The sequence below is a fragment of the Burkholderia sp. R-40 genome, assembly GCF_049942845.1.
GTDB classification, from domain to species: domain Bacteria; phylum Pseudomonadota; class Gammaproteobacteria; order Burkholderiales; family Burkholderiaceae; genus Burkholderia; species Burkholderia ambifaria.
This window is the reverse complement of record NZ_CP187969.1, coordinates 162028-181159: the sequence shown is the minus strand read 5'-3', so window position 1 is coordinate 181159 and position 19132 is coordinate 162028. Positions and strand designations below refer to the sequence as shown.

Genomic DNA, 19132 nt, shown 5'->3' with positions numbered 1-19132 from the left:
TTGGACTTATAAGCTGCGCCGATGAATCGACCGAGGCCGCGGCGGGCGGCGCGGGGCGGTGTCGGTGCTACGATGGGCGTCCGTTTCGACAGGAGCCGCCCGACATGCCGCGCGAAAACCTCAACGATCTGCTCGTGTTTCTGGCGGTGGCGCGCGACCGGAGCTTCACGCGCGCGGCGGCGCGGCTCGGCGTGTCGCAATCGGCGCTGAGCCAGACGGTCCGCGATCTCGAGACGCGCCTCGGCGTGCGGCTGCTCACGCGCACGACGCGCAGCGTGTCGACGACCGAAGCGGGCGAGGAATTGTTTCAGGCCGTCGCGCCGCGCATCGACGAGATCGAGATGAAGCTCGCCGCGGTGGCCGATTTCCGGGACAAGCCGGCCGGCGTCGTGCGGATCACGGCCACCGAGCATCCGATCGACACGATCATCTGGCCGAAGCTCAGGCGGGTGCTGCCCGAATACCCCGACATCCGCGTCGAGCTGTCGGTCGACTACGGGCTGGCGAACATCGTCGAGGAGCGCTACGACATCGGCGTGCGCTACGGCGACCAGGTCGCGAAGGACATGATCGCGGTGCGCATCAGCCCGGACATCCGGATGACGATGGTCGCGTCGCCGGCGTATCTCGACGGCCGCAAGCCGCCAAAGACGCCGCAGGACCTGCTCGATCACGACTGCGTGACGCTGCGGCTCGCGACCGCGAAGGGCATCTATGCGTGGGAACTGAAGAAGGGCAGGAACGAGATCCAGGCACGCGTGAACGGCCGCATCACGTGCAATACGCAGCCGCATATGGTGCAGGCGGCGCTCGACGGCTTCGGCATTGCGTTCGTCACCGAGGACATCGTGCTCGACCACGTGCGCAGCGGGCAGCTGCGGATCGTGATGCCGGACTGGTGCCCGGTGTTTCCCGGCTATCACGCGTACTATCCGAGCCGCCGCCAGGCATCGCGCGCGTTCTCGATCGTGATCGATGCGTTGCGGCATCGGGCGTAGTGGGAGGGCGGGATGGTCGAGCCGGGCATCCGCCGGCTGGCTGGGCTTTGCCCGGATCATGCACAATACGCGGCAACTGAGATGGGGAGACCGGCCCGTGGGAATCAACTTCGATCTGACCGACTTGCAGGCGTTTCGCGCGGTGGTGGAACTCGGCAGCTTCCGGAAGGCCGCCGACGCGATCAGCATTTCGCAACCCGCGTTGAGTCGGCGGATCGACAAACTGGAGGAAGCGCTCGGCGTGCGCCTGTTCGAGCGCACCACGCGCAGCGTCACGCTGACCACCGTCGGGCGCGTGTTCGCGCCGAGCGCCGAGCAGCTGCTGGACGATCTCGACGTCGCGCTGCTCGGCATCCGCGACGTGTCAACGAGCCGCCTCGGTCATGTGACGATCGCGTGCGTGCCGTCGGTGGCCTACTACTTCTTGCCCAACGTGATCGCGAGCTATCATCGCCGCTTTCCGCGCATCCGCGTCAAGCTGCTGGATGCCGGCGCGAACGAGGTGCTGAGCGCGGTGATCAGCGGCGAGGCCGATTTCGGCGTGAGCTTCATGGGCAGCCAGGAGCCCGAGATCGACTTCAAGCTGCTGCTGCAGGAGCGTTTCGTCGCCGCATGCCGGCGCGACCATCCGCTCGCGCGCAAGAAGCGCGTGACCTGGAACGAGCTGTACGAGTACGAGTATGTGTCGGTGGACAAGACGTCCGGCAACCGCCTGCTGCTCGACCAGGCGCTGACGACCGTCGCGCCGCGTGCGCCGAGCGTGTGCGAGACGCGCCACGTGACGACGCTGCTCGGGTTGATCGAAGCCGGGCTCGGCGTGGCCGCGGTGCCGTCGATGGCAATGCCCGGACACGACCATCCGCTGCTCACGAGCGTGCCGCTCGTCGAACCGGTGGTGAAGCGCCGGGTCGGCATCGTGAAACGACGCGGGCGCCCGCTGACGCCGGCCGCGGAGGAGTTTCACCGCGCGATCGTCGACGCCAAACGTGCAGGCGCCGGCACTGGTGCCGCACGCAGCGACGGATCGACGTGACGCATCCAAAATATCCGATGAATACAACAGGAACATCGAGGAAGACAGCATCGTGAGGTGGGCAAGACCGCTTCGTTCGCTCTACGTGCAGGTGCTGCTGGCGATGGTGCTCGGCGTGGGCGTCGGGCACTTCTGGCCGTCGGTGGGCGCGATGCTCAAGCCGCTCAGCGATGCATTCGTCGGCCTCGTGCGGATGATGATCGCGCCGATCGTGTTCTGCACGATCGTCTCCGGTATCACGTCGCTGGCGAACGGCAAGGCCATCGGGCGCACGATCGTCCGCGCGCTGGTGCTGTTCTATCTGCTGACCGCCGTCGCGCTCGCGTTCGGGCTCGTCACCGCGTTCGTGCTGCGGCCGGGCGCCGGCATGCACGTCGACGTCCACCATCTCGACGCGAGCATCCTCGCGCAATATGCACCGCACGCGCAACCTCAAGGACACGGCGACTACGCGTTGAGCATCATCCCCGAGACCACGCTCGACGCATTCCCGAAGGGCGACATGTTGCAGATCCTCCTGCTGGCGCTGCTGTTCGGCTTCGCGCTGACGCTGCGTATCGGCGACAAGGCCGGTCGGCCCGTGCTGGCGCTGATCGACGGCGTCGCGCAGGTCGTCTTCCGCGTGCTCGCGATGGTGATGCGGCTCGCGCCGCTCGGTGCATTCGGTGCGATGGCGTTCACGGTGGGACGCTTCGGCATCGGCTCGGTCGGCTCGCTCGCGCGGCTGATGGTGGCGTTCTACGTGGCCTGCGTGCTGTTCGTCGCGCTGGTGCTGGCGCCGCTCGCGCGGCTGCACGGCTTCGCGTTGTGGCGGCTGTTGCGCTATCTGCGCGAGGAACTGTCGATCGTGCTCGCCACGGCGTCCTCGGACCCGGTGCTGCCGCAGGTGATCATCAAGCTCGAGTACATCGGTTGCATCAAGGATCGTCGGTCGGCCTCGTGCTGCCGGCCGGCTACTCGTTCAACCTGGACGGCACCGCGATCTACCTGACGCTCGCGGCGCTGTTCATCGCGCAGGCGTGCGACGTGCCGCTGTCCGCGCCGCAAATCGCGGCGATGCTGGCCGTGATGCTGTTGACGTCGAAGGGCGCGGCGGGCGTGTCCGGCAGCGGGCTCGTCGCGCTCGTCGCGACACTCGCCGTGATGCCCGATCTGCCCGTGGCCGGCGTCGCGCTTCTGGTGGGCATCGATCGCTTCATGTCGGAGGCGCGCGCGCTGACGAGCGTGATCAGCAACGCGTGTGCGGTGATCTTCGTGTCGACGTGGGAAGGGGCGTGCGATCGCTCGCGTCTCGCACGGATGCTGAACGCGGCCGGGCCCGCGGGCCCGAATGGCGCCGACGATGCGGAGGCTGACGCCGCGCGCGACGGGAAGGCGATCTGACGCACGCCTTCCCTCGGTGCGGGCTCAGTGTGCGGAGACGGAATCCAGCCCGGTCGATTTCACTTCCGACTGCACGTCGGGCGACGCGAGATAGTCGAGCAGCGCCTTCGCTTCCTGCGGATGTTGCGCGCCGACGGGGATGCCGGCGGCGAAACGCGTGACCGACTGCAGCGATTCGGGAATCTTGCCGACGAAGGTCGCGCCTTTAACCGGCAGCAGTTCGCTGACCTGCTGGAAGCCGATTTCGTAGTCACCGTTCGCGACCACCGACGCGACCGGAATCCGCGGGACCATCTTCGCTTTCGCTTTCACCTGATCCTCGATGCCGAGCTTCTTGAACAATTCCCGCTCGATGTACACGCCGCTCGCGCTGTCCGAATAGGCGATCGACTTCGCGTGCAGCAGCACCTGCTTCAGCGCGTCGGGCGAACTGATGTCGGGTTTCGCCGCGCCATCGCGCACGACCATGCCGATGCGCGAATCGGCCAGCTCGACGCGCGATCCGGGGACTACCTTCCCTTGCTTGATCAGATCGTCGAGCGCGTAGCCGACCATGATCACCGCGTCGGCAGGCTCGCCGCGCGCGAGCCGGTTCGGAATCGCTTCGGGCGACTTGCCCATCGACGGGCCGAGCGCGGTGGCGAGCGTGTTGCCCGTGCTGGACGCGAACTGCGGGCCGAGCAGCTTGTAGGCGGCGGTGAAGCCGCCCGAGCTCATCACGTGCAGGTCGGCGGCCTGCACGTTCGCGCTGACCGCGCTGGTGGCGACGAGCGCGGTCGCGCACAGTTTCAGAAGCAGGTTTTTCATCGTCAGGGTCGTTGTCATGGTCCGGGTCGTACGGAGTCGGGGCAGTTCGTTCGGCATCACGCGTCAGTGCGCGGGCGTGAGCGTCGCCGGGTGGCGGCGATAGAGCGCGAACGTCGCGAGCAGCGCGCACGCCGCGGCGAGGCTCATCCAGTAGCCCGGTGCGGCCTTGTCGCCGGTCATGTGGATGAGCGCGGTCGAGATGGCGGGCGTGAAGCCGCCGAACACGGCCGTCGCGAGGCTGTAGGCGAGCGAGAAGCCCGCGACGCGCACTTCCACCGGCATCACTTCCGTGAGCGCGACGACCATCGCGCCGTTGTAGATCCCGTACATGAACGACAGCCACAGCAGCACGAGCAGCATGTTGACGAACGACGGTGCATGAGCCACCAGCCACAGCACGGCGATAGGCCGACAGCGAGCGTGAGCACCGTGAACGCGATCAGCACCGGCCGGCGGCCGATGCGATCGGACAGCGCGCCGCCGATCGGCAGCCAGACGAAGTTCGACAGGCCGACGCACAGCGTCACGAGCAGGCTGTCGGCAGTGCTCAGGTGCAGGACGGTCTTGCCGAAGGTCGGTGCATAGACCGTGATCAGATAGAACCACACCGTCGTCATCGCGATCACCATCCCATGCCGGCGATCACGACACCCCAGTTCTAGCATCAACGTATGAAGACTTCCTTCATCGTCGGACGATGACGCGTGCCATGAACTCCTCCGTTTCCTTCAGTTAGCGACGCATCATGAACAGGAACGGCACGATCAGGCAGCCGATCAAGAACGGAATGCGCCAGCCCCACGCGGTCATGTCCTACGGCCGCAGCAAGCGATTCAGCGCGACGCCGACAAACGCCGCGAACACGATCGCGACCTGCTGGCTGGCGGACTGCCAGCTCGTGAAGAAGCCCTTGCGGCCGGGCGTGGCCATTTCGGCCAGATAGACCGACACGCCACCCAGCTCGGCACCCGCCGAAAAGCCTTGCAGCAGGCGCCCGAGCAGCACGAGCGCCGGCGCGAGCAGGCCGATCGTCGCGTAGCCCGGCACCAACGCCACTCAGCATGGTGCCGAGCGCCATCATCCCCAGCGTCACGATGAGGCCCTTGCGGCGGCCGACGTCGTCGATGTACGCGCCCAGCACGATCGCGCCCAGCGGCCGCATCAGGAAGCCGGCGCCGAACACGGCGAACGTCATCATCAGGGACGCGAACTCGCTCGCGGCGGGAAAGAACACGGCGGCGATCTGCGTGGCGTAGAAGCCGAACAGGAAGAAGTCGAATTGCTCGAGGAAGTTGCCGGCCGTCACGCGGAATACCGCGGCGGCCTTCGAACGTCCGGTCGGAAGGCTGGGCGAGGGGTGCATCTGGGTGTCTCCAGTAAATCGGGAAAATGCGCGGGAGCGGTTGATTGTCGTTTTCGCCATGTTCGCCCGGAGACGGGGAAACGATAAGTGCGATTTTTGGAAGGATTGATGTTGTTTGGTTATCAATGAATGGCGGGATTGGGCGGCTCGGGCCGTCACCGCAATTCAGCGAAAAAGCTCAAGTGACGCGCAAAAAAAGCCCCGCATCGAGCGGGGCTCCGTCGGCTAACTCACCGGCAAATCGTAAGCCGTTTTAATGCGTGCCGCGCGTACGCGGATCGTTGAGGTCTTCGGTCGGATCGGTCAGCCCGAGCTCATCGCCCGCGCTCCAGTACGGCGTGCTGCCGTAGTACTCGTGCAGCGGCTCGGCCCATTGCGGGTCGGCCATCGCCGGCCAGTGATCCTTGTCGAAGCCTGGTGCGTTCTTGATCCGCTCTGACGATACCGACAGCAGGAAACATTTGCGTTCGGTATCGAGCGTCAGCGCGCTCCATGGAATCGCGAGCAGCTTGTCGCCGATGCCGAGCAGGCCGCCGCTCGAGAGCACCGCATACGCGATGCGGCCCGAGCGCACGTCGAGCATGATGTCCTTGATCTTGCCGACGTCGTCGCCATCGGTCGTATAGACCTTGTCGCCTTCCAGCGTGTCGGCCGCCATCACGTCGGGGCCGGGGCCCGCCGCCGTCGCGGCGCCCTTGCCGATGATGCGGGTCCGTCCTTGATCGGGAGTCTGCATGGTTGTCCTCCTGGCTGCATGGGGCGCGACCGTGCCCGGGATGGGCCCTCCGGGTCGCGCGGGTTATCGGGCGAGGCGAGGATCGCCCCGTCACGTCCGCTTCGGTTGCGACACGCCTTCGAGCGTGTTCGCGACTTCGTCACGTATCGGGCCGGCCGTGCGCGTCGCGATGTCCGCGAGCGACAGCATGCCGACCAGACGCTGGTCGTGATCCACGACCGGCAGGCGGCGCAACTGCGCGTCCGCCATGTAATGCTGGATCTCGTCCAGCGGATCGTCCTCGAAACACCATTCGATCGGGCCCGACGCGACTTCATGAATCCGCGTTTCCGGCGGCTTGCCGACCGAGATCGCGCGCACCGTGAGGTCGCGGTCCGTGACCATCCCGACCAGCCGGTTGTTGTCGCACACGGGCAGCGCGCCGATGTCGTAGCGCTCCATCAGTTGCGCGGCATGCCGGATCGAGTCGGTCGGCGCGATATGCACGACGTCCTGCGACATGATTTCGTTGACGCGATGCATCAGGTCCTCCTTCCAGGTTGAAGCGGGGCCATTCGATTCAGCAAGCGGCGTGCCGCGTCGCGCGCGGCCACCGCACCTTCCCGGCCGTCATCCGTCATTTGTCGCGACGTTTGCCCGGGTCCTGCCATGGGCCGTCGTCATGCGTCCCCGGCGGCGTGTCGGGTTCGATGCGCGTGACGCCGCCGGTCGCGGGCGGATCGCTGGCGGGAAACGTGTCCTCGAGCTGCTTGTCGATGTGCCGCTCCGAGTGGCGCGTTTTCGTCTGATCCTGATGCTTCAGCGGCGGCGACGTGTCCGGTTGCTCGTGCGCCGGCGCGTCGCGGCCGGACCGGGTCGAATCCTTCATGGCAAGCCTCCGTGTCGGTGACGATGAACCATTCAGCGCAACGGCCGTGCCCGCGGCGGAATGCGGCACGCGATTTGCCGCTTGGGCGGCGACGACGACGCGCGGCCCGATATGCCGCACATGCACACACGCACAGCAAGCAGGAGGCACGATGACCAATCCCAAACAGCGACCAGGGGTGCGCTATGAAGTCAACGTATGCGGCGGCGGGTTCGATTCGGTGAAGAGCCATTTCAGCACGTGGAAACACGAGCCGCTGATCTACCGGCCCGATCGCAGGATGTTCGAAGGCAAGGCCGACGTGCGGCCGCTGGGCGACGAGACGTTCGGCTCGACTGAGCCGGCACGGTTGGCCCTGCAGCGCGCGTGCGACCCGCACGATCCGTATGCGCTCGCCGCGCGGGTGCGCGACGACGGCCGCGAGCTGTGGCTCGTGATGGCCGCATACGAAGCGTAGCGACTCTCTTGAAAGAATTGCAGCGCACGGTGTAGCGAATGCACGGCGGGCTGTGTGGGGGCATGCGTGTGCATGCGGACGGTGCGGGACTCGACGGCACGCAGTCGGCACGCGGAGGGCGCGCGGACGGCACGCGGACGGCACGCGGACGGCACGCGGAGGGCACGCGGACGGCACGCGGACGGCACGCGGACGGCACGCGGACGGCACGCGGCGGGCACGTGGACGGCACACGGCCGGCAGGCGGACACCACGCGGACACCACGCGGACGCCCCGCCCGGCATGCGGCTTGCGGATCACGAGTGCATAGACCCTCGAGCGGCGTGCGCCCGCGCACCACCGGTCCGGGCCGTTGAGGAGCGACACGATCGAATGCCCATGAATCGACACCCCGCCCAGTCGTTGCACCGCCCCGAGCCGCCGCCGCCCGGCATCACGCCGGAGCCCGAGCCGCCCGAGCCGGATATCGTGCCGCCCGGCACGCCGGAACCGTTTCACGATCCGGAGGGCGACCCGCCGGTGCACCCGCCGCCGGAACGTGAGCCGCCGACCCGGGAGCCGCCGGTTCACGCGCGGCCGACGGGTGTGCCGCCGGCCGCGTTCACCCCATCCATGGAGGGCCCACGATGAGCATCAGCGTGAAACCCGGCATGCTGCGCGACGTGGCCGAGACCCTCGGCCGCCATTTCGAGGCGCGCGCGATGCCGTTCCATGTCGAGGAGCAGCCGTCCGGCGCGCTGCATTTCGGCTTCCGCGTCGACGGCCATCCGGCGTCGCTGACCGTCACCTTCGACGCCGACGCGTTCGCGGCGCTCGAACAGGCCGGCACCGACCGCCAACGCGGCGCACTGACGCGCGTCGCGGCCGAATTCGACACGATGATGGCGCGTCGCGCGCCGACCGCGTACGCGGGCGATTTCCATTTCAACCGGCTCTGAGCCGTGCCGCGATGGCCGGCCGGCGCCGCCGATTCCACGGAGGATTCCGATGAAGCCGATCCAGACGATACGCGTAGGCGCATGTGCGTTCGCCGCCGCGTGCGCGCTGGGCGCATGCACGCAACCGCAAACCTATGGCCCGCGCGGCGCGCCGCCGGCGCCGCCGGGCGCGCATGGCGCGTCGCCGACCACGACCATGCCGGACGCGAATACGCGCTACGACACGCGTCCCTCGCCGCACAACACGATGCCCCCGGGCGCGACCGGCGGCGCGGCGGTCGACGTGCCGCAGCCGGGGCCGAACGGCGTGGAGGGCGACCGGCCGCTGCCGGGCACGCCGCCGCTGATGCAGTACTGACCTGACGCGATACGCATCGCGGGGGAGGCTGCCGCGCGACGAAGCGACGAAGCGACGAAGCGACGAAGCGACGAAGCGACGAAGCGACGAAGCGACGAAGCGACGAAGCGACGAAGCGACGAAGCATCGAAGCATCGAAGCATCGAAGCATCGAAGCATCGAAGCACCGAAGCACCGAAGGACGCGATGCCGTCCATTCATTCCGGCGCGCGCGCCCTGCGCGAATTTCGTGCCCCCTAACTTCCCGGCGCTTGTAAAAAAGCGGCTCCGAAGCGCCCGGATCATGTGGTGCGAAGCGGCGAAAGCCGCGCCGGACGGGGGTTCGCCGCCCTGGCATGAAAGGTGCATGAATTCCTGCACGTGAATTTCGCACACAGTCAGGAGGGGCATCGATGTCCGTCACGCTTGCGCTCCAGATGCGACAGCATCTGGCACTCACACCGAGGCTGCAGCAATCGCTGCGTCTGCTGCAGCTGTCTTCGCTCGAATTCCAGCAGGAATTGCGGCAGGCGCTCGACTCGAATCCGTTTCTCGAAGATGGCCAGGGCGACGACGAAGCCGTCGCGGAGGCCGACGCGCCCGAACATCCGGCCGAGGCCGCCGCGCCCGAGCCCGTGCCCGATGGCGACGACGTGCGCCCGCCGGACGGCGACGTGTCGTACACGGCCGCGCCGGCGCCGCGCACCACGGGCCGGCAGGGCGACGACGTCAGCGACCTGTCGCCCGGCGAATGGATGGCCGCCGAGCCGTCGCTGCACCAGCAGCTACACGACGCGCTGCGTCTCTATCCGCTGAACCGGCGCGACCGCGAGGCCGCGCGCATCGTGATCGACGCGCTCGACGAGGACGGCTACCTGCGTCAGGAGCTGTCCGAGCTGCTGGTCGCGGCCGATCCCGCGCTGCTGCTGTCGGAACAGGATCTCGGGGTTGCGTTGCGGCTCGTGCAGATGCTCGACCGCCCGGGGATCGCCGCACGCTCGCTGTCCGAATGCCTGCTGCTGCAGCTCGACGCGATTCCCGCCGGCACGCCGGCGCTCGCGGAAGCGAAGGTGATCGCGCGCGAACATCTCGAACGGCTCGCGCGGCGCGAGACCGCCGAAATTCAGCGGCGCGTCGGCTGCAGCCAGGCGACGATGCAGGCCGCGTGCGCGCTGGTACGCGGGCTCGATCCGCGCCCCGGCAATCACTACGGCAGCACGCGCGGCGACTATGTGGTGCCCGACGTGATCGTGCGCCAGGTGCGCGACGAATGGATCGTGACGATCAACCCGGCCGTGCTGCCGCGCGCGCGGTTGCACGAACGCTATGCGACGCTGTTCGCGCAGTCGAGCGGCGAGCGCGATTCGCCGCTCGGCCAGCAATTGCAGGAAGCGCGCTGGCTGATCCGCAACGTGCAGAAGCGCTTCGACACGATCCAGCGCGTCGGCGAATGCATCGTCGCGCGGCAGCGCGACTTCTTCCGCTACGGCGAGATCGCGATGAAGCCGCTCGTGCTGCGCGACATCGCGGAAGAGCTCGACCTGCACGAATCGACGGTGTCGCGTGCGACGGGCAACAAGTACATGGCCACGCCGCACGGCACGTTCGAGTTCAAGCACTTCTTCCCGCGCAAGCTGGAAGCGGCCGGCAAGGGCGTGTGCTCGGCGTCGGCCGCGAAGGTGCTGATCCGCGACATGATCGCGGCCGAGCGCCATACCGACCCGCTGTCCGATGTCGCGCTCGCGCAGAACCTCGCGGGGCGCGGCATCCTTCTTGCTCGTCGTACGGTGACCAAGTATCGCCAGGCCATGAAGATCCCGCCGGCCGAATTGCGTCGGCGCGACGCCGCCTGACGATACCGTCCAAACCGCGCGCGGCCCGCGAATTGCGACCGTCGCGCGCGCCACCGAAAGGAGGAAATCATGCCAGCCAAATCCCAGGCCCAGCAGCGCGCGGCGGGGGCCGCCCTGTCGGCCAAGCGCGGTGACACCAAAATGAAGGATCTGAAGGCGCCGTCGAAGTCGATGGCCAAATCGATGAGCGAGAAGGAGCTCGAGAAAATGGCTTCGACGCCGGCCCACGGCAAACCCAAGCACAAACATTGATCGACGGCGACCCGCGCCGACGATCGTCGTTCTTCAGGACTCCAGGAGGAATTCATGCTGAGATATGCCATCATCTTCTTCGTCATCGCGATCATCGCGGCCGTGTTCGGCTTCGGCGGCATCGCGGCCGGTGCGGCCGAGATCGCGAAGATCCTGTTCTACATCTTCGTCGTGATCTTCCTGGTCACGTTGCTGCTGGGTGTCGTACGCCGATGACGGCCACCCCCGACCGTTCGCAGCGCATCGCGGAACTCGAGACTGCGCTCGCGAACGGCTTTCCATCGGAGTCGACCCTCGTCGTGCATACCGACGACGCATCGGGCCGGCTCACGATTCAGGTGTCATGGGTGCGGGTGCCGGCCGATGAAAACGCGCGTCAATGGCGCTGCGTGGTCGACCTGCGCTTCGATCCCGACGTGCTCACGCGCTATGCGTCGCTCGGCGCGGACGACCGGCTGCGCGTGCGCACCCGGCTGTGCGACCTCGCGCGGCGCGCGGTGGACGAACAAAAGCCGCGTGTCGAGGACGCCGAGATCGAATGCAACGTCGCGCTCGACGTGACGCGCGACGAGCTCGACAGCGCGTTGCGCGCGCCCTGACGCAGGCGCCGCAGCCTGCAGCGACACCGCAGGCGGGCCGCCGCGGCATACGCCGCGCGGCTCGCCCGTTTTACGTGCCGGCAGCCGTGTGCGCCGCTACGCGCCCGTACACGCCGCCCTTCACAGAACCGAAACCGAACCGATACGAGAGGACGCGCGCATGACGAATCCCCCGCAATCCGGCAATCCGACGCCCAACCCGCCGCAACCCGACAGCGCGAAGTCGCGCCAGCTCGACGAGAATCGGCTGCGGCCCGACGGCGAGGCGCTGCGCACCAACCAGGGCGTGCGCATCGCCGACAACCAGAACACGCTGCGCGGCGGTGCGCGCGGCCCGTCGCTGCTCGAAGACTTCATCATGCGCGAGAAGATCACGCACTTCGATCACGAACGGATTCCCGAACGGGTCGTGCATGCGCGCGGCTCGGCCGCGCACGGCGTGTTTCGCGTCTACGAGCCGATGGCCGACTACACGAAGGCTGCGTTCCTGCAGGACCCGGCCGCCGAAACGCCGGTGTACGTACGCTTTTCCACCGTGCAGGGCCCGCGCGGGTCGGCCGACACGGTGCGCGACGTGCGCGGCTTCGCGGTGAAGTTCTATACCGAAGAGGGCAACTACGACCTGGTCGGCAACAACATGCCGGTGTTCTTCATCCAGGACGCGATCAAGTTTCCCGACTTCGTGCATGCGGTGAAGCCCGAGGCGCCGAACGAGATGCCGACCGGCGCGTCCGCGCACGACACGTTCTGGGATTTCGTATCGCTCGTGCCCGAAACCACGCATACGGTGCTGTGGCTGATGTCCGACCGCGCGCTGCCTGCGAGCTTTCGTGCGATGGACGGCTTCGGCGTGCACACGTTCCGCTTCGTGAACGCGGCCGGCGCCGAGCATTTCGTGAAGTTCCACTGGCGGCCCGTGAGCGGCGCGTATTCGCTGCTGTGGGACGAAGCGCAGCGCATCGCCGGCCACGACCCCGATTTCAACCGGCGCGACCTGTGGATGGCGATCGAGCGCGGCGACTATCCGGAGTTCGAACTCGGCGTGCAGTTGATCGATCCCGCCGACGCGAACAAGTTCGACTTCGACCTGCTCGACCCGACCAAGCTGGTGCCGGAAGAACTAGTGCCGGTGCGCCCGATCGGCCGCATGACGCTGAACCGCAACCCGGACAACTTCTTCGCGGAGACCGAGCAGGTCGCGTTTCACCCGGGGCACGTGGTGCCCGGCATCGACTTCACGAACGATCCGCTGCTGCAGGGGCGCCTGTTCTCGTACACCGATACGCAGCTGAGCCGGCTCGGCGGCCCGAACTTTCACGAGATTCCGATCAACCGGCCGGTGTGCCCGTTCGCGAACAACCAGCGCGATGCGATGCACCGGCAGACGATCGCGGTCGGGCAGGCGTCGTACGAACCGAATTCGCTGAACGGCGGCTGGCCGCGCGAGACGCCGCCCGCGCCGTCCGGCGGCGGCTTCGAGACGGTGCACGAACCGCTCGAAGGCGACAAGGTGCGTGTGCGCAGCGAAACGTTCGCCGATCATTTCTCGCAACCGGCGCTGTTCTACCAGAGCATGACCGAGATCGAGCAGCGGCATATCCGCGACGCGTACTGCTTCGAGCTCGGCAAGGTGACGAAGCCGGAGATTCGCGAACGCGTGGTCAACGAGATCATCGCGCGGTTCGACGCGGGGCTGGCCGCGCAGGTCGCCGAACGGCTCGGGCTGCCGGCCCCGCAAACGGCCACGACGCCGGCAGTCAAGCAGCGCGCGCCGTCGTTGAGCCTGATCGGCCGGTCGAAGCCCGGTATGCGCTCACGCAAGATCGCGCTGATCGCGACGCCCGGTGTGAGCCAGACGCTGATCGAGCAGGTGCGCGGCGCGCTGACGTCCGCAGGTGCGGTGCCGACCATTGTCGCGCCGACCCTCGCGCCGATCGGCAGCATCGTGCCGCAGGCGACGCTCGCCGGCATGCCGTCGGTGATGTTCGACGCGGTGTTCGTGTGCGGCGGCGACGGCGATGGCCGAAATCTCGCGCACAGTGCCGACGCGCGGCACTTCGTGCGCGAGGCGTTCAAGCACCTGAAGCCGATCGCGGCGGTCGGCTCCGGGCGCCAGTTGCTGAGCGCCGCGCATCTGCCGGATCCGGCCGAAGGCGTGTGCGTCGCGCAAGCGGCCGATCTCGACGCGCTGCTTCGCACGTTTTCGGCCGAGATCGGCCGGCATCGGGTCTGGTCGCGCGAGCAGCAGGCGGCCGAGCTGCCGGCATAGCGTCGCACGGCGCCTGCCCCTTCGGAGGCGGGCGCGGGTGCGGCAAGGAGGACAGGCATGGCACCGCGGATGATATGGAAAGGCGCGATCAGTTTCGGGCTCGTTCACGTGCCCGTGCAGCTGTTCCCGGCGACACGCACCGTGAAGCCGTCGTTCCGGCTGCTCGACAAGCGCTCGATGGATCCGGTCGGCTATCGGCAGATCAACAAGCGCACCGGCAAGGAGGTCACGCGCGAGGACATCGTGCGCGGCTACGAGTACGAGAAGGAGCGCTACGTTGTACTGACCGACGAAGAAATTCGCGCGGCGAACCCCGAATCGACGCAGACGGTCGACATTCTCACGTTCGTCGACGCGGACGCGGTGTCGTTCCTGTATCTCGACACGCCGTACTACCTCGTGCCGGACCGCAAGGGCGAGAAGGTCTATGCGCTGCTGCGCGAGGCACTGAAGGACAGCGGCAAGATCGGCATCGCGCTCGTCGTGATGCGCGACCGCCAGCATCTCGGCGCGCTGATTCCGGTCGGGCCGCTGCTCGCGCTCGACACGTTGCGCTGGCAGGAGGAACTGCGTCCGCTCGACGAACTGTCGGTGCCGACGGAGGACGCGAAGCACGCGGGCGTGACCGCGCGCGAGCTGACGATGGCGAAGAAGCTGATCGACGACATGGCAGGCAAGTGGACGCCCGACGAGTATCACGACACGTTCCGCGACGACATCCTCGAACTGGTCGAGCGCAAGGTGCGCTCGGGCAAGATCGAGGAAATCGAGGACCGGCCGGCGCAGACGGGCCGCGCCGCGACCAACGTGGTCGACCTCACCGAACTGCTCAAGCGCAGCCTGAAGGGCGGTGGCGGCGCGCGCGCATCGGACCTGCGCGACGAACGCGCGGAAGAGGAGGCCGAGACGTCGCCGCCCGCCGGCGCACGCCGCAAGCCGGCCACGAAATCCGCGTCGAAAGGCGCGGCCACAAAGACCGCGGCGAAGCGGCCGGCCGCGAAACGCGCGGCGACGGGCGCACATGCGGCGAAGAAAACCGCCGTGCGCGGCAAGCACGCCGCATGATGCCGCACGACGCGAGGTGATGCGATGGCCGGCAAGCTCGATCCGTATCGGCGCAAGCGCCACTTCGGCGCGACGCCGGAACCCGAAGGCGCGCACGGGCACCGTGCGAAGGCCGGTGCGAAGCCCGCCGCGCGCGCGAGCGCACAGGGCGCTCACCCGCTGCGCTTCGTGATCCAGGAGCACCACGCGCGGCGACTGCATTACGACTTCCGGCTCGAACTCGACGGCACGCTGAAGTCGTGGGCCGTGCCGAAGGGGCCGAGCTTCGATCCGTCGGTGAAGCGCCTTGCCGTGCACGTCGAGGACCATCCGCTCGAATACGCGTCGTTCGAAGGCCAGATTCCGGAGGGCCATTACGGCGCGGGCTCGGTCGTCGTCTGGGACGAAGGCACGTGGACGCCCGATGGCGGCCTCGCGCAGGCACGCGAAGGCTATCGCGCGGGCAAGCTGACGTTCCGGCTCGACGGCGAAAAGCTGCACGGCGGCTGGGCGCTCGTGCGCAGCGGGCGGCAGGAGGGCCGGCAGGAGCAGTGGCTGCTGATCAAGGAGCGCGACGACGACGCGCGCAGCATGGATGAATTCGACGTCGTCGGCGAGCGGCCGGGCAGTGTGCACGACGGCGCGGCGTCGGCGCGTGCGGACGCGAAGAATGGCTCGGCGCGCGGGTCGCGAAGCGGGCAGCGCGAGAAGTCCAGCACATCCGCGGCGCGGCATGACGATCACCGGCACGACGGCCACGCCGGCGCGCCCATCGACCCTTCCCGGATCGAAGGCGCGGTACGCGCGCCGCTGCCCGAGCACGTCGCGCCGCAACTCGCGACGCTGGTCGACGGTCCGCCGACGCAGGGCGACTGGTGCTATGAACTGAAGTTCGACGGCTACCGGATCCTTGCGCGCATTTCCGGCAAGGGCGCGCGCCGGCATGTGAAGCTGATGACGCGCGAAGGCCGCGACTGGACCGCGAAGCTGCGCGCGCAACGCGATGCGCTCGCGGCGCTCGACGTCGACGCCGCGTGGCTCGACGGCGAGGCCGTCGTGCTCGGCAAGAACGGCCTGCCCGATTTCCAGGCGTTGCAGAACGCATTCGGCGGCGGGCATTCGGACGAGATCACGCTGTTCGTGTTCGACCTGCCGTATCTCGACGGTTACGACCTGCGCGACGCGCCGCTCACCGCGCGCCGCGCGTTGCTCGAACCCTTGTTCGCCGACAGCGATCCCACGCGGCTGCGCTTTTCGCCCGATCTCGGCGACGACGTCGCATCGCTGATCGCGAGCGCATGCGACACCGGCCTCGAAGGGCTGATCGGCAAGCGCGCCGAGTCGCGCTATCGCGCCGGACGCTCGCCCGCGTGGATCAAGCTCAAGTGCCGGCGCCGGCAGGAGTTCGTGATCGGCGGCTATACCGAGCCGTCGGGCAGCCGGCACGGCTTCGGCGCGCTGCTGCTCGGCGTGCACGAACCAGCCGGGGACGGCAAGCGGCGGCGCGGGCCGGGGCCGCTGCGCTACGTCGGCCGCGTCGGCACCGGCTTCGACACGCGGATGCTCGACCGGCTTACCCCCATCCTGCGCAAGCACGAGCGCGACACGATGCCGTTCGATCCGCCGCCGCGCGAACGCTCGCGCACGCCCGTGCACTGGATCGAGCCGGTGCTCGTCGCCGAATGCGAATTCGCGGAATGGACCGGCGACGGCATCGTGCGGCAGGCCGCGTTCATCGCGCTGCGCGAGGACAAGCCGGCGGCACGGATCGTCCGCGAGGTGCCGAAGCATACGGAAACGGAGGTGCAGATGGATCAGCGTCAAACCACGCAGCACGAAAGGCACAAATCCAAGGGCACGGCGCACGCAGAGCGCGACACGAGCGACATCAGCGACGGCAAGCACCCCGCGCGCTCACGCGGCTCCCGTCGCGCCGAGGCCGACGATACCGGCCCCGACCAGCTCGGCCGCGTCCGCATCAGCCATCCCGAGCGCGTGATCGACTCGCACAGCGGCACGCGCAAGATCGATCTGGCGCGCTACTGGCAATGGGTCGCGCCGTGGCTGCTGCCGGACCTGAAAGGCCGGCCCGTGTCGCTCGTGCGCGCACCGGGCGACATCTCGGGCGAGCTGTTCTTCCAGAAGCACGCGGAGCGCCGCGAGATCCCGTTCGTCACGCAACACGACGGGCTCGATCCGGGCCATGGCCCGCTGCTGTCGCTCGACAGCGTCGATGCGCTGCTCGGCGCTGCGCAAATGGGCACGATCGAGCTGCATACGTGGAATGCGCACGCGTCGAACATCGAGCGCCCCGACCGGATCGTGTTCGACCTCGACCCCGATCCGGCGCTGCCGTGGAGCGCGATGATCGACGCCGCGCAGCTCGTGCGCGGGCTGCTCGACGAACTCGGCCTCATCTCGTTCTGCAAGACGAGCGGCGGCAAGGGCCTGCACGTCGTCGTGCCGATCACGCGGCACATGGGATGGGACGAAGTGAAGGACTTCTCGCGCGCGGTCGCGCAGCATGTCGCGGGTGCGTTGCCCGATCGCTTCACCGCGACGATGGGGCCGAAGCACCGGCGCGGCAAGATCTTCATCGACTATCTGCGCAACGGCCGCGGCGCGAGCACGATCGCCGCGTATTCGGTGCGCGCGCGGCCGGGCCTCGGCGTGTCGGTGCCGCTGCGCTGGGACGAGGTGCCCGACACGACGGGCGGCGCGCAATGGACGATCGACACGCTGCACGAGCGCCTCGATCGACTGAAGCGCGATCCGTGGGACGGCTATGACGACACGCGCCAGCGGATCACCGCACAAATGCGCGCGCGGCTCGGCACGTCGTGACTCAGTCAGGGTCCGCGCCGGTGCTGCAGACGGTAATACCAATCCATCAGCGGCGTCGCGGAGATCCCGTGCGCGATCACCGACGCCACCACGACGGCAAGCACCGGCGCCGCGAGCGGCCGCACCGTGCTGGATGGCCCGTGTTCGAGCGCGAACAGCAGGTAGTAGAACGAACCGATCCCGCGTATCCCGAACCAGGCCATCAGCCGCCGCTGCGCAAGCGTTGCGTGTGAGCCGGTGAGCGTCAGCAGCACCGCGAACGGCCGCACGGCGACGAACAGCACGAGGGCCAGCGCAATCGCGCCCCACGTGACGAGCGGAGCCGACAGCGTGCCGAGCACGCTGCCGATCATCGTCATCACGAGCGCCTCGGCGATCCGCTCGAGCTCGATCGTGAAATCGAGCACCGATTCGGCCATGAACGCGTGGACTTTCTCCGGATGTTTCTCGGTCGCGCTCACGTCTTCCGAATCGACCTGGCCGATCACCTCGCGCGGCGGACGATCGCCGCTCGCACGATGCTCGACGCGGCGCATCGCGACGCCCGCGGCGAACGTCGCGATGAAGCCGAACGTATGCGCGAACTGCGCGGCGCCGAACGACAGCACGATCAGCGCGAGCGCGAAGAAGCCTTCGAAGCCGAGCGCCTGCGCATAGCGGGTGCGCAACCGGCCGATCGCCTTGGTCGTGGCCGCGCCGAGCAGGCCGCCGATCGCGGCCGCGCCCGCGATGCCCCACAGCACGGCCAGCGCGAACGTGCCGGACAACGGCGGCGGCCCGTGCGGCGTATCGGGCACGCCGCACAGCGCGAGGCCCGCGAGCGCGAACGGTAGCGCGATCCCGTCGTTCATCCCGCCTTCGCCGGACAGCGCGAAGCGCACCAGATCGCGGTCGCCGGGATCGTGCACCTGCACGTCGTGCGCGAGCACCGGGTCGGTCGGCGCGAGGATCGCCGCGAGCAGCAGCGCGGGGCCCCAGCCGAGGCCGAGCGTCAGCACCGCGCAGCCGGCGAGCAGCGGCACGGTGACGATCATCGCGAGCAGGCCGAGCCGGCATGGCACGAGCCACAGCTTGTCGGACAGCGGCACGCGCAGCCGCAGCCCGATCGCGAACAGCGACACCAGCAGCGCGACCTCGACGATCTCGCGCAGCAGCCGCGCGTCGCGTTCGATATCGAGGTGGAGAAGCCCGACGCCGGACGGACCGAGCGCGACGCCGAGCACGAGATAGATCATCGCGGTGCTGCACGGCAGACGGCGCAGCGCCGACGTCGCGATGCCCATGCCCATCAGCACCGCGCCGATGATCAGATACCACAGCGTTTCATGCATGCGAGGAAGCGGAATGGGT

Annotated in this window: 18 protein-coding genes and 2 pseudogenes; 14 read left to right on the top strand and 6 right to left on the bottom strand. The window is 68.2% G+C overall.

Features of this window, described 5'->3' with window-relative positions:
- Positions 1-104 precede the first annotated feature (104 nt).
- The 3 genes and pseudogenes from ACP26O_RS29610 to dctA all read left to right on the top strand — a co-directional run bounded on the left by ACP26O_RS29610 (position 105) and on the right by dctA (position 3414).
- A complete protein-coding gene (locus ACP26O_RS29610) occupies positions 105-998 on the top strand; it encodes a LysR family transcriptional regulator (RefSeq protein ID WP_175664695.1) in 894 nt (297 codons plus the stop codon).
- Positions 999-1095: 97 nt separating this feature from the next.
- Positions 1096-2031: a LysR family transcriptional regulator gene (locus ACP26O_RS29605; RefSeq protein ID WP_175664696.1), complete on the top strand. Its 936-nt coding sequence runs from the start codon at positions 1096-1098 to the stop codon at positions 2029-2031.
- 52 nt (positions 2032-2083) lie between these two features.
- A pseudogene (gene dctA, locus ACP26O_RS29600) lies at positions 2084-3414 on the top strand (C4-dicarboxylate transporter DctA).
- Positions 3415-3438: 24 nt separating this feature from the next.
- On the opposite strand, the gene ACP26O_RS29595 reads toward dctA, so the two are convergent.
- The 5 genes and pseudogenes from ACP26O_RS29595 to ACP26O_RS29575 all read right to left on the bottom strand — a co-directional run bounded on the left by ACP26O_RS29595 (position 3439) and on the right by ACP26O_RS29575 (position 7188).
- Positions 3439-4221, bottom strand: coding sequence for a substrate-binding domain-containing protein (locus ACP26O_RS29595; protein ID WP_175664698.1), 783 nt, complete (start codon positions 4219-4221; stop codon positions 3439-3441).
- Between the two features lie 63 nt (positions 4222-4284).
- Positions 4285-5584 (bottom strand): annotated as a pseudogene (locus tag ACP26O_RS29590) (MFS transporter).
- Positions 5585-5837: 253 nt separating this feature from the next.
- Positions 5838-6320 (bottom strand): PRC-barrel domain-containing protein, encoded by a 483-nt coding sequence (locus ACP26O_RS29585; RefSeq protein WP_006753979.1) that lies wholly within the window; start codon positions 6318-6320, stop codon positions 5838-5840.
- A gap of 90 nt (positions 6321-6410) precedes the next feature.
- On the bottom strand, positions 6411-6842 hold the full coding sequence (locus tag ACP26O_RS29580) for a CBS domain-containing protein (RefSeq protein ID WP_011660523.1): 432 nt from the start codon (positions 6840-6842) through the stop codon (positions 6411-6413).
- 94 nt (positions 6843-6936) lie between these two features.
- Complete coding sequence (locus ACP26O_RS29575; RefSeq protein WP_175664699.1) at positions 6937-7188, bottom strand: hypothetical protein; 252 nt, start codon at positions 7186-7188, stop codon at positions 6937-6939.
- Positions 7189-7339: 151 nt separating this feature from the next.
- Here ACP26O_RS29575 and ACP26O_RS29570 point away from each other — a divergent pair, with 151 nt between their 5' ends.
- The 11 genes from ACP26O_RS29570 (at position 7340) to ligD (ending at position 17782) form a co-directional block, all read left to right on the top strand.
- A complete protein-coding gene (locus ACP26O_RS29570; protein ID WP_011660522.1) occupies positions 7340-7645 on the top strand; it encodes a hypothetical protein in 306 nt (101 codons plus the stop codon).
- 373 nt (positions 7646-8018) lie between these two features.
- Entirely contained in the window at positions 8019-8276 is a 258-nt protein-coding gene (locus ACP26O_RS29565) for a hypothetical protein (protein ID WP_105832392.1), read from the top strand.
- On the top strand, positions 8273-8584 hold the full coding sequence (locus ACP26O_RS29560; RefSeq protein ID WP_012372661.1) for a hypothetical protein: 312 nt from the start codon (positions 8273-8275) through the stop codon (positions 8582-8584). Before ACP26O_RS29565 ends, ACP26O_RS29560 begins: the two co-directional genes overlap by 4 nt.
- Positions 8585-8633: 49 nt before the next feature.
- Positions 8634-8942, top strand: a complete 309-nt coding sequence (locus ACP26O_RS29555; protein WP_006753985.1) for a hypothetical protein — start codon at positions 8634-8636, stop codon at positions 8940-8942.
- Positions 8943-9334: 392 nt separating this feature from the next.
- On the top strand, positions 9335-10774 hold the full coding sequence (locus ACP26O_RS29550) for an RNA polymerase factor sigma-54 (protein WP_165754626.1): 1440 nt from the start codon (positions 9335-9337) through the stop codon (positions 10772-10774).
- A gap of 69 nt (positions 10775-10843) precedes the next feature.
- A complete protein-coding gene (locus ACP26O_RS29545) occupies positions 10844-11026 on the top strand; it encodes a DUF3008 family protein (RefSeq protein ID WP_011660519.1) in 183 nt (60 codons plus the stop codon).
- Between the two features lie 54 nt (positions 11027-11080).
- Complete coding sequence (locus ACP26O_RS29540) at positions 11081-11242, top strand: DUF1328 family protein (RefSeq protein WP_006498332.1); 162 nt, start codon at positions 11081-11083, stop codon at positions 11240-11242.
- Complete coding sequence (locus tag ACP26O_RS29535; protein ID WP_006753988.1) at positions 11239-11625, top strand: DUF3022 domain-containing protein; 387 nt, start codon at positions 11239-11241, stop codon at positions 11623-11625. Before ACP26O_RS29540 ends, ACP26O_RS29535 begins: the two co-directional genes overlap by 4 nt.
- A gap of 160 nt (positions 11626-11785) precedes the next feature.
- Positions 11786-13894 (top strand): catalase HPII, encoded by a 2109-nt coding sequence (gene katE, locus ACP26O_RS29530; protein ID WP_208446710.1) that lies wholly within the window; start codon positions 11786-11788, stop codon positions 13892-13894.
- Positions 13895-13951: 57 nt separating this feature from the next.
- A complete protein-coding gene (locus ACP26O_RS29525; protein ID WP_175661213.1) occupies positions 13952-14959 on the top strand; it encodes a Ku protein in 1008 nt (335 codons plus the stop codon).
- Positions 14960-14983: 24 nt separating this feature from the next.
- On the top strand, positions 14984-17782 hold the full coding sequence (gene ligD, locus ACP26O_RS29520) for a DNA ligase D (RefSeq protein WP_175664701.1): 2799 nt from the start codon (positions 14984-14986) through the stop codon (positions 17780-17782).
- 5 nt (positions 17783-17787) lie between these two features.
- Here ligD and ACP26O_RS29515 read toward each other — a convergent pair whose 3' ends face one another.
- Positions 17788-19113, bottom strand: a complete 1326-nt coding sequence (locus ACP26O_RS29515; RefSeq protein WP_175664702.1) for a cation:proton antiporter — start codon at positions 19111-19113, stop codon at positions 17788-17790.
- Between the last annotated feature and the right edge of the window lie 19 nt (positions 19114-19132).

What these genes read in the sequence shown, in the direction of transcription:
- ACP26O_RS29610 (WP_175664695.1), top strand. Translation starts at nt 105, where the DNA reads ATGCCGCGCGAAAACCTCAACGATCTGCTCGTGTTTCTGGCGGTGGCG.
- ACP26O_RS29595 (WP_175664698.1), bottom strand. Translation starts at nt 4,221, where the DNA reads ATGAAAAACCTGCTTCTGAAACTGTGCGCGACCGCGCTCGTCGCCACC.
- ACP26O_RS29585 (WP_006753979.1), bottom strand. Translation starts at nt 6,320, where the DNA reads ATGCAGACTCCCGATCAAGGACGGACCCGCATCATCGGCAAGGGCGCC.
- ACP26O_RS29580 (WP_011660523.1), bottom strand. Translation starts at nt 6,842, where the DNA reads ATGCATCGCGTCAACGAAATCATGTCGCAGGACGTCGTGCATATCGCG.
- ACP26O_RS29575 (WP_175664699.1), bottom strand. Translation starts at nt 7,188, where the DNA reads ATGAAGGATTCGACCCGGTCCGGCCGCGACGCGCCGGCGCACGAGCAA.
- ACP26O_RS29570 (WP_011660522.1), top strand. Translation starts at nt 7,340, where the DNA reads ATGACCAATCCCAAACAGCGACCAGGGGTGCGCTATGAAGTCAACGTA.
- ACP26O_RS29565 (WP_105832392.1), top strand. Translation starts at nt 8,019, where the DNA reads ATGCCCATGAATCGACACCCCGCCCAGTCGTTGCACCGCCCCGAGCCG.
- ACP26O_RS29560 (WP_012372661.1), top strand. Translation starts at nt 8,273, where the DNA reads ATGAGCATCAGCGTGAAACCCGGCATGCTGCGCGACGTGGCCGAGACC.
- ACP26O_RS29555 (WP_006753985.1), top strand. Translation starts at nt 8,634, where the DNA reads ATGAAGCCGATCCAGACGATACGCGTAGGCGCATGTGCGTTCGCCGCC.
- ACP26O_RS29550 (WP_165754626.1), top strand. Translation starts at nt 9,335, where the DNA reads ATGTCCGTCACGCTTGCGCTCCAGATGCGACAGCATCTGGCACTCACA.
- ACP26O_RS29545 (WP_011660519.1), top strand. Translation starts at nt 10,844, where the DNA reads ATGCCAGCCAAATCCCAGGCCCAGCAGCGCGCGGCGGGGGCCGCCCTG.
- ACP26O_RS29540 (WP_006498332.1), top strand. Translation starts at nt 11,081, where the DNA reads ATGCTGAGATATGCCATCATCTTCTTCGTCATCGCGATCATCGCGGCC.
- ACP26O_RS29535 (WP_006753988.1), top strand. Translation starts at nt 11,239, where the DNA reads ATGACGGCCACCCCCGACCGTTCGCAGCGCATCGCGGAACTCGAGACT.
- katE (WP_208446710.1), top strand. Translation starts at nt 11,786, where the DNA reads ATGACGAATCCCCCGCAATCCGGCAATCCGACGCCCAACCCGCCGCAA.
- ACP26O_RS29525 (WP_175661213.1), top strand. Translation starts at nt 13,952, where the DNA reads ATGGCACCGCGGATGATATGGAAAGGCGCGATCAGTTTCGGGCTCGTT.
- ligD (WP_175664701.1), top strand. Translation starts at nt 14,984, where the DNA reads ATGGCCGGCAAGCTCGATCCGTATCGGCGCAAGCGCCACTTCGGCGCG.
- ACP26O_RS29515 (WP_175664702.1), bottom strand. Translation starts at nt 19,113, where the DNA reads ATGCATGAAACGCTGTGGTATCTGATCATCGGCGCGGTGCTGATGGGC.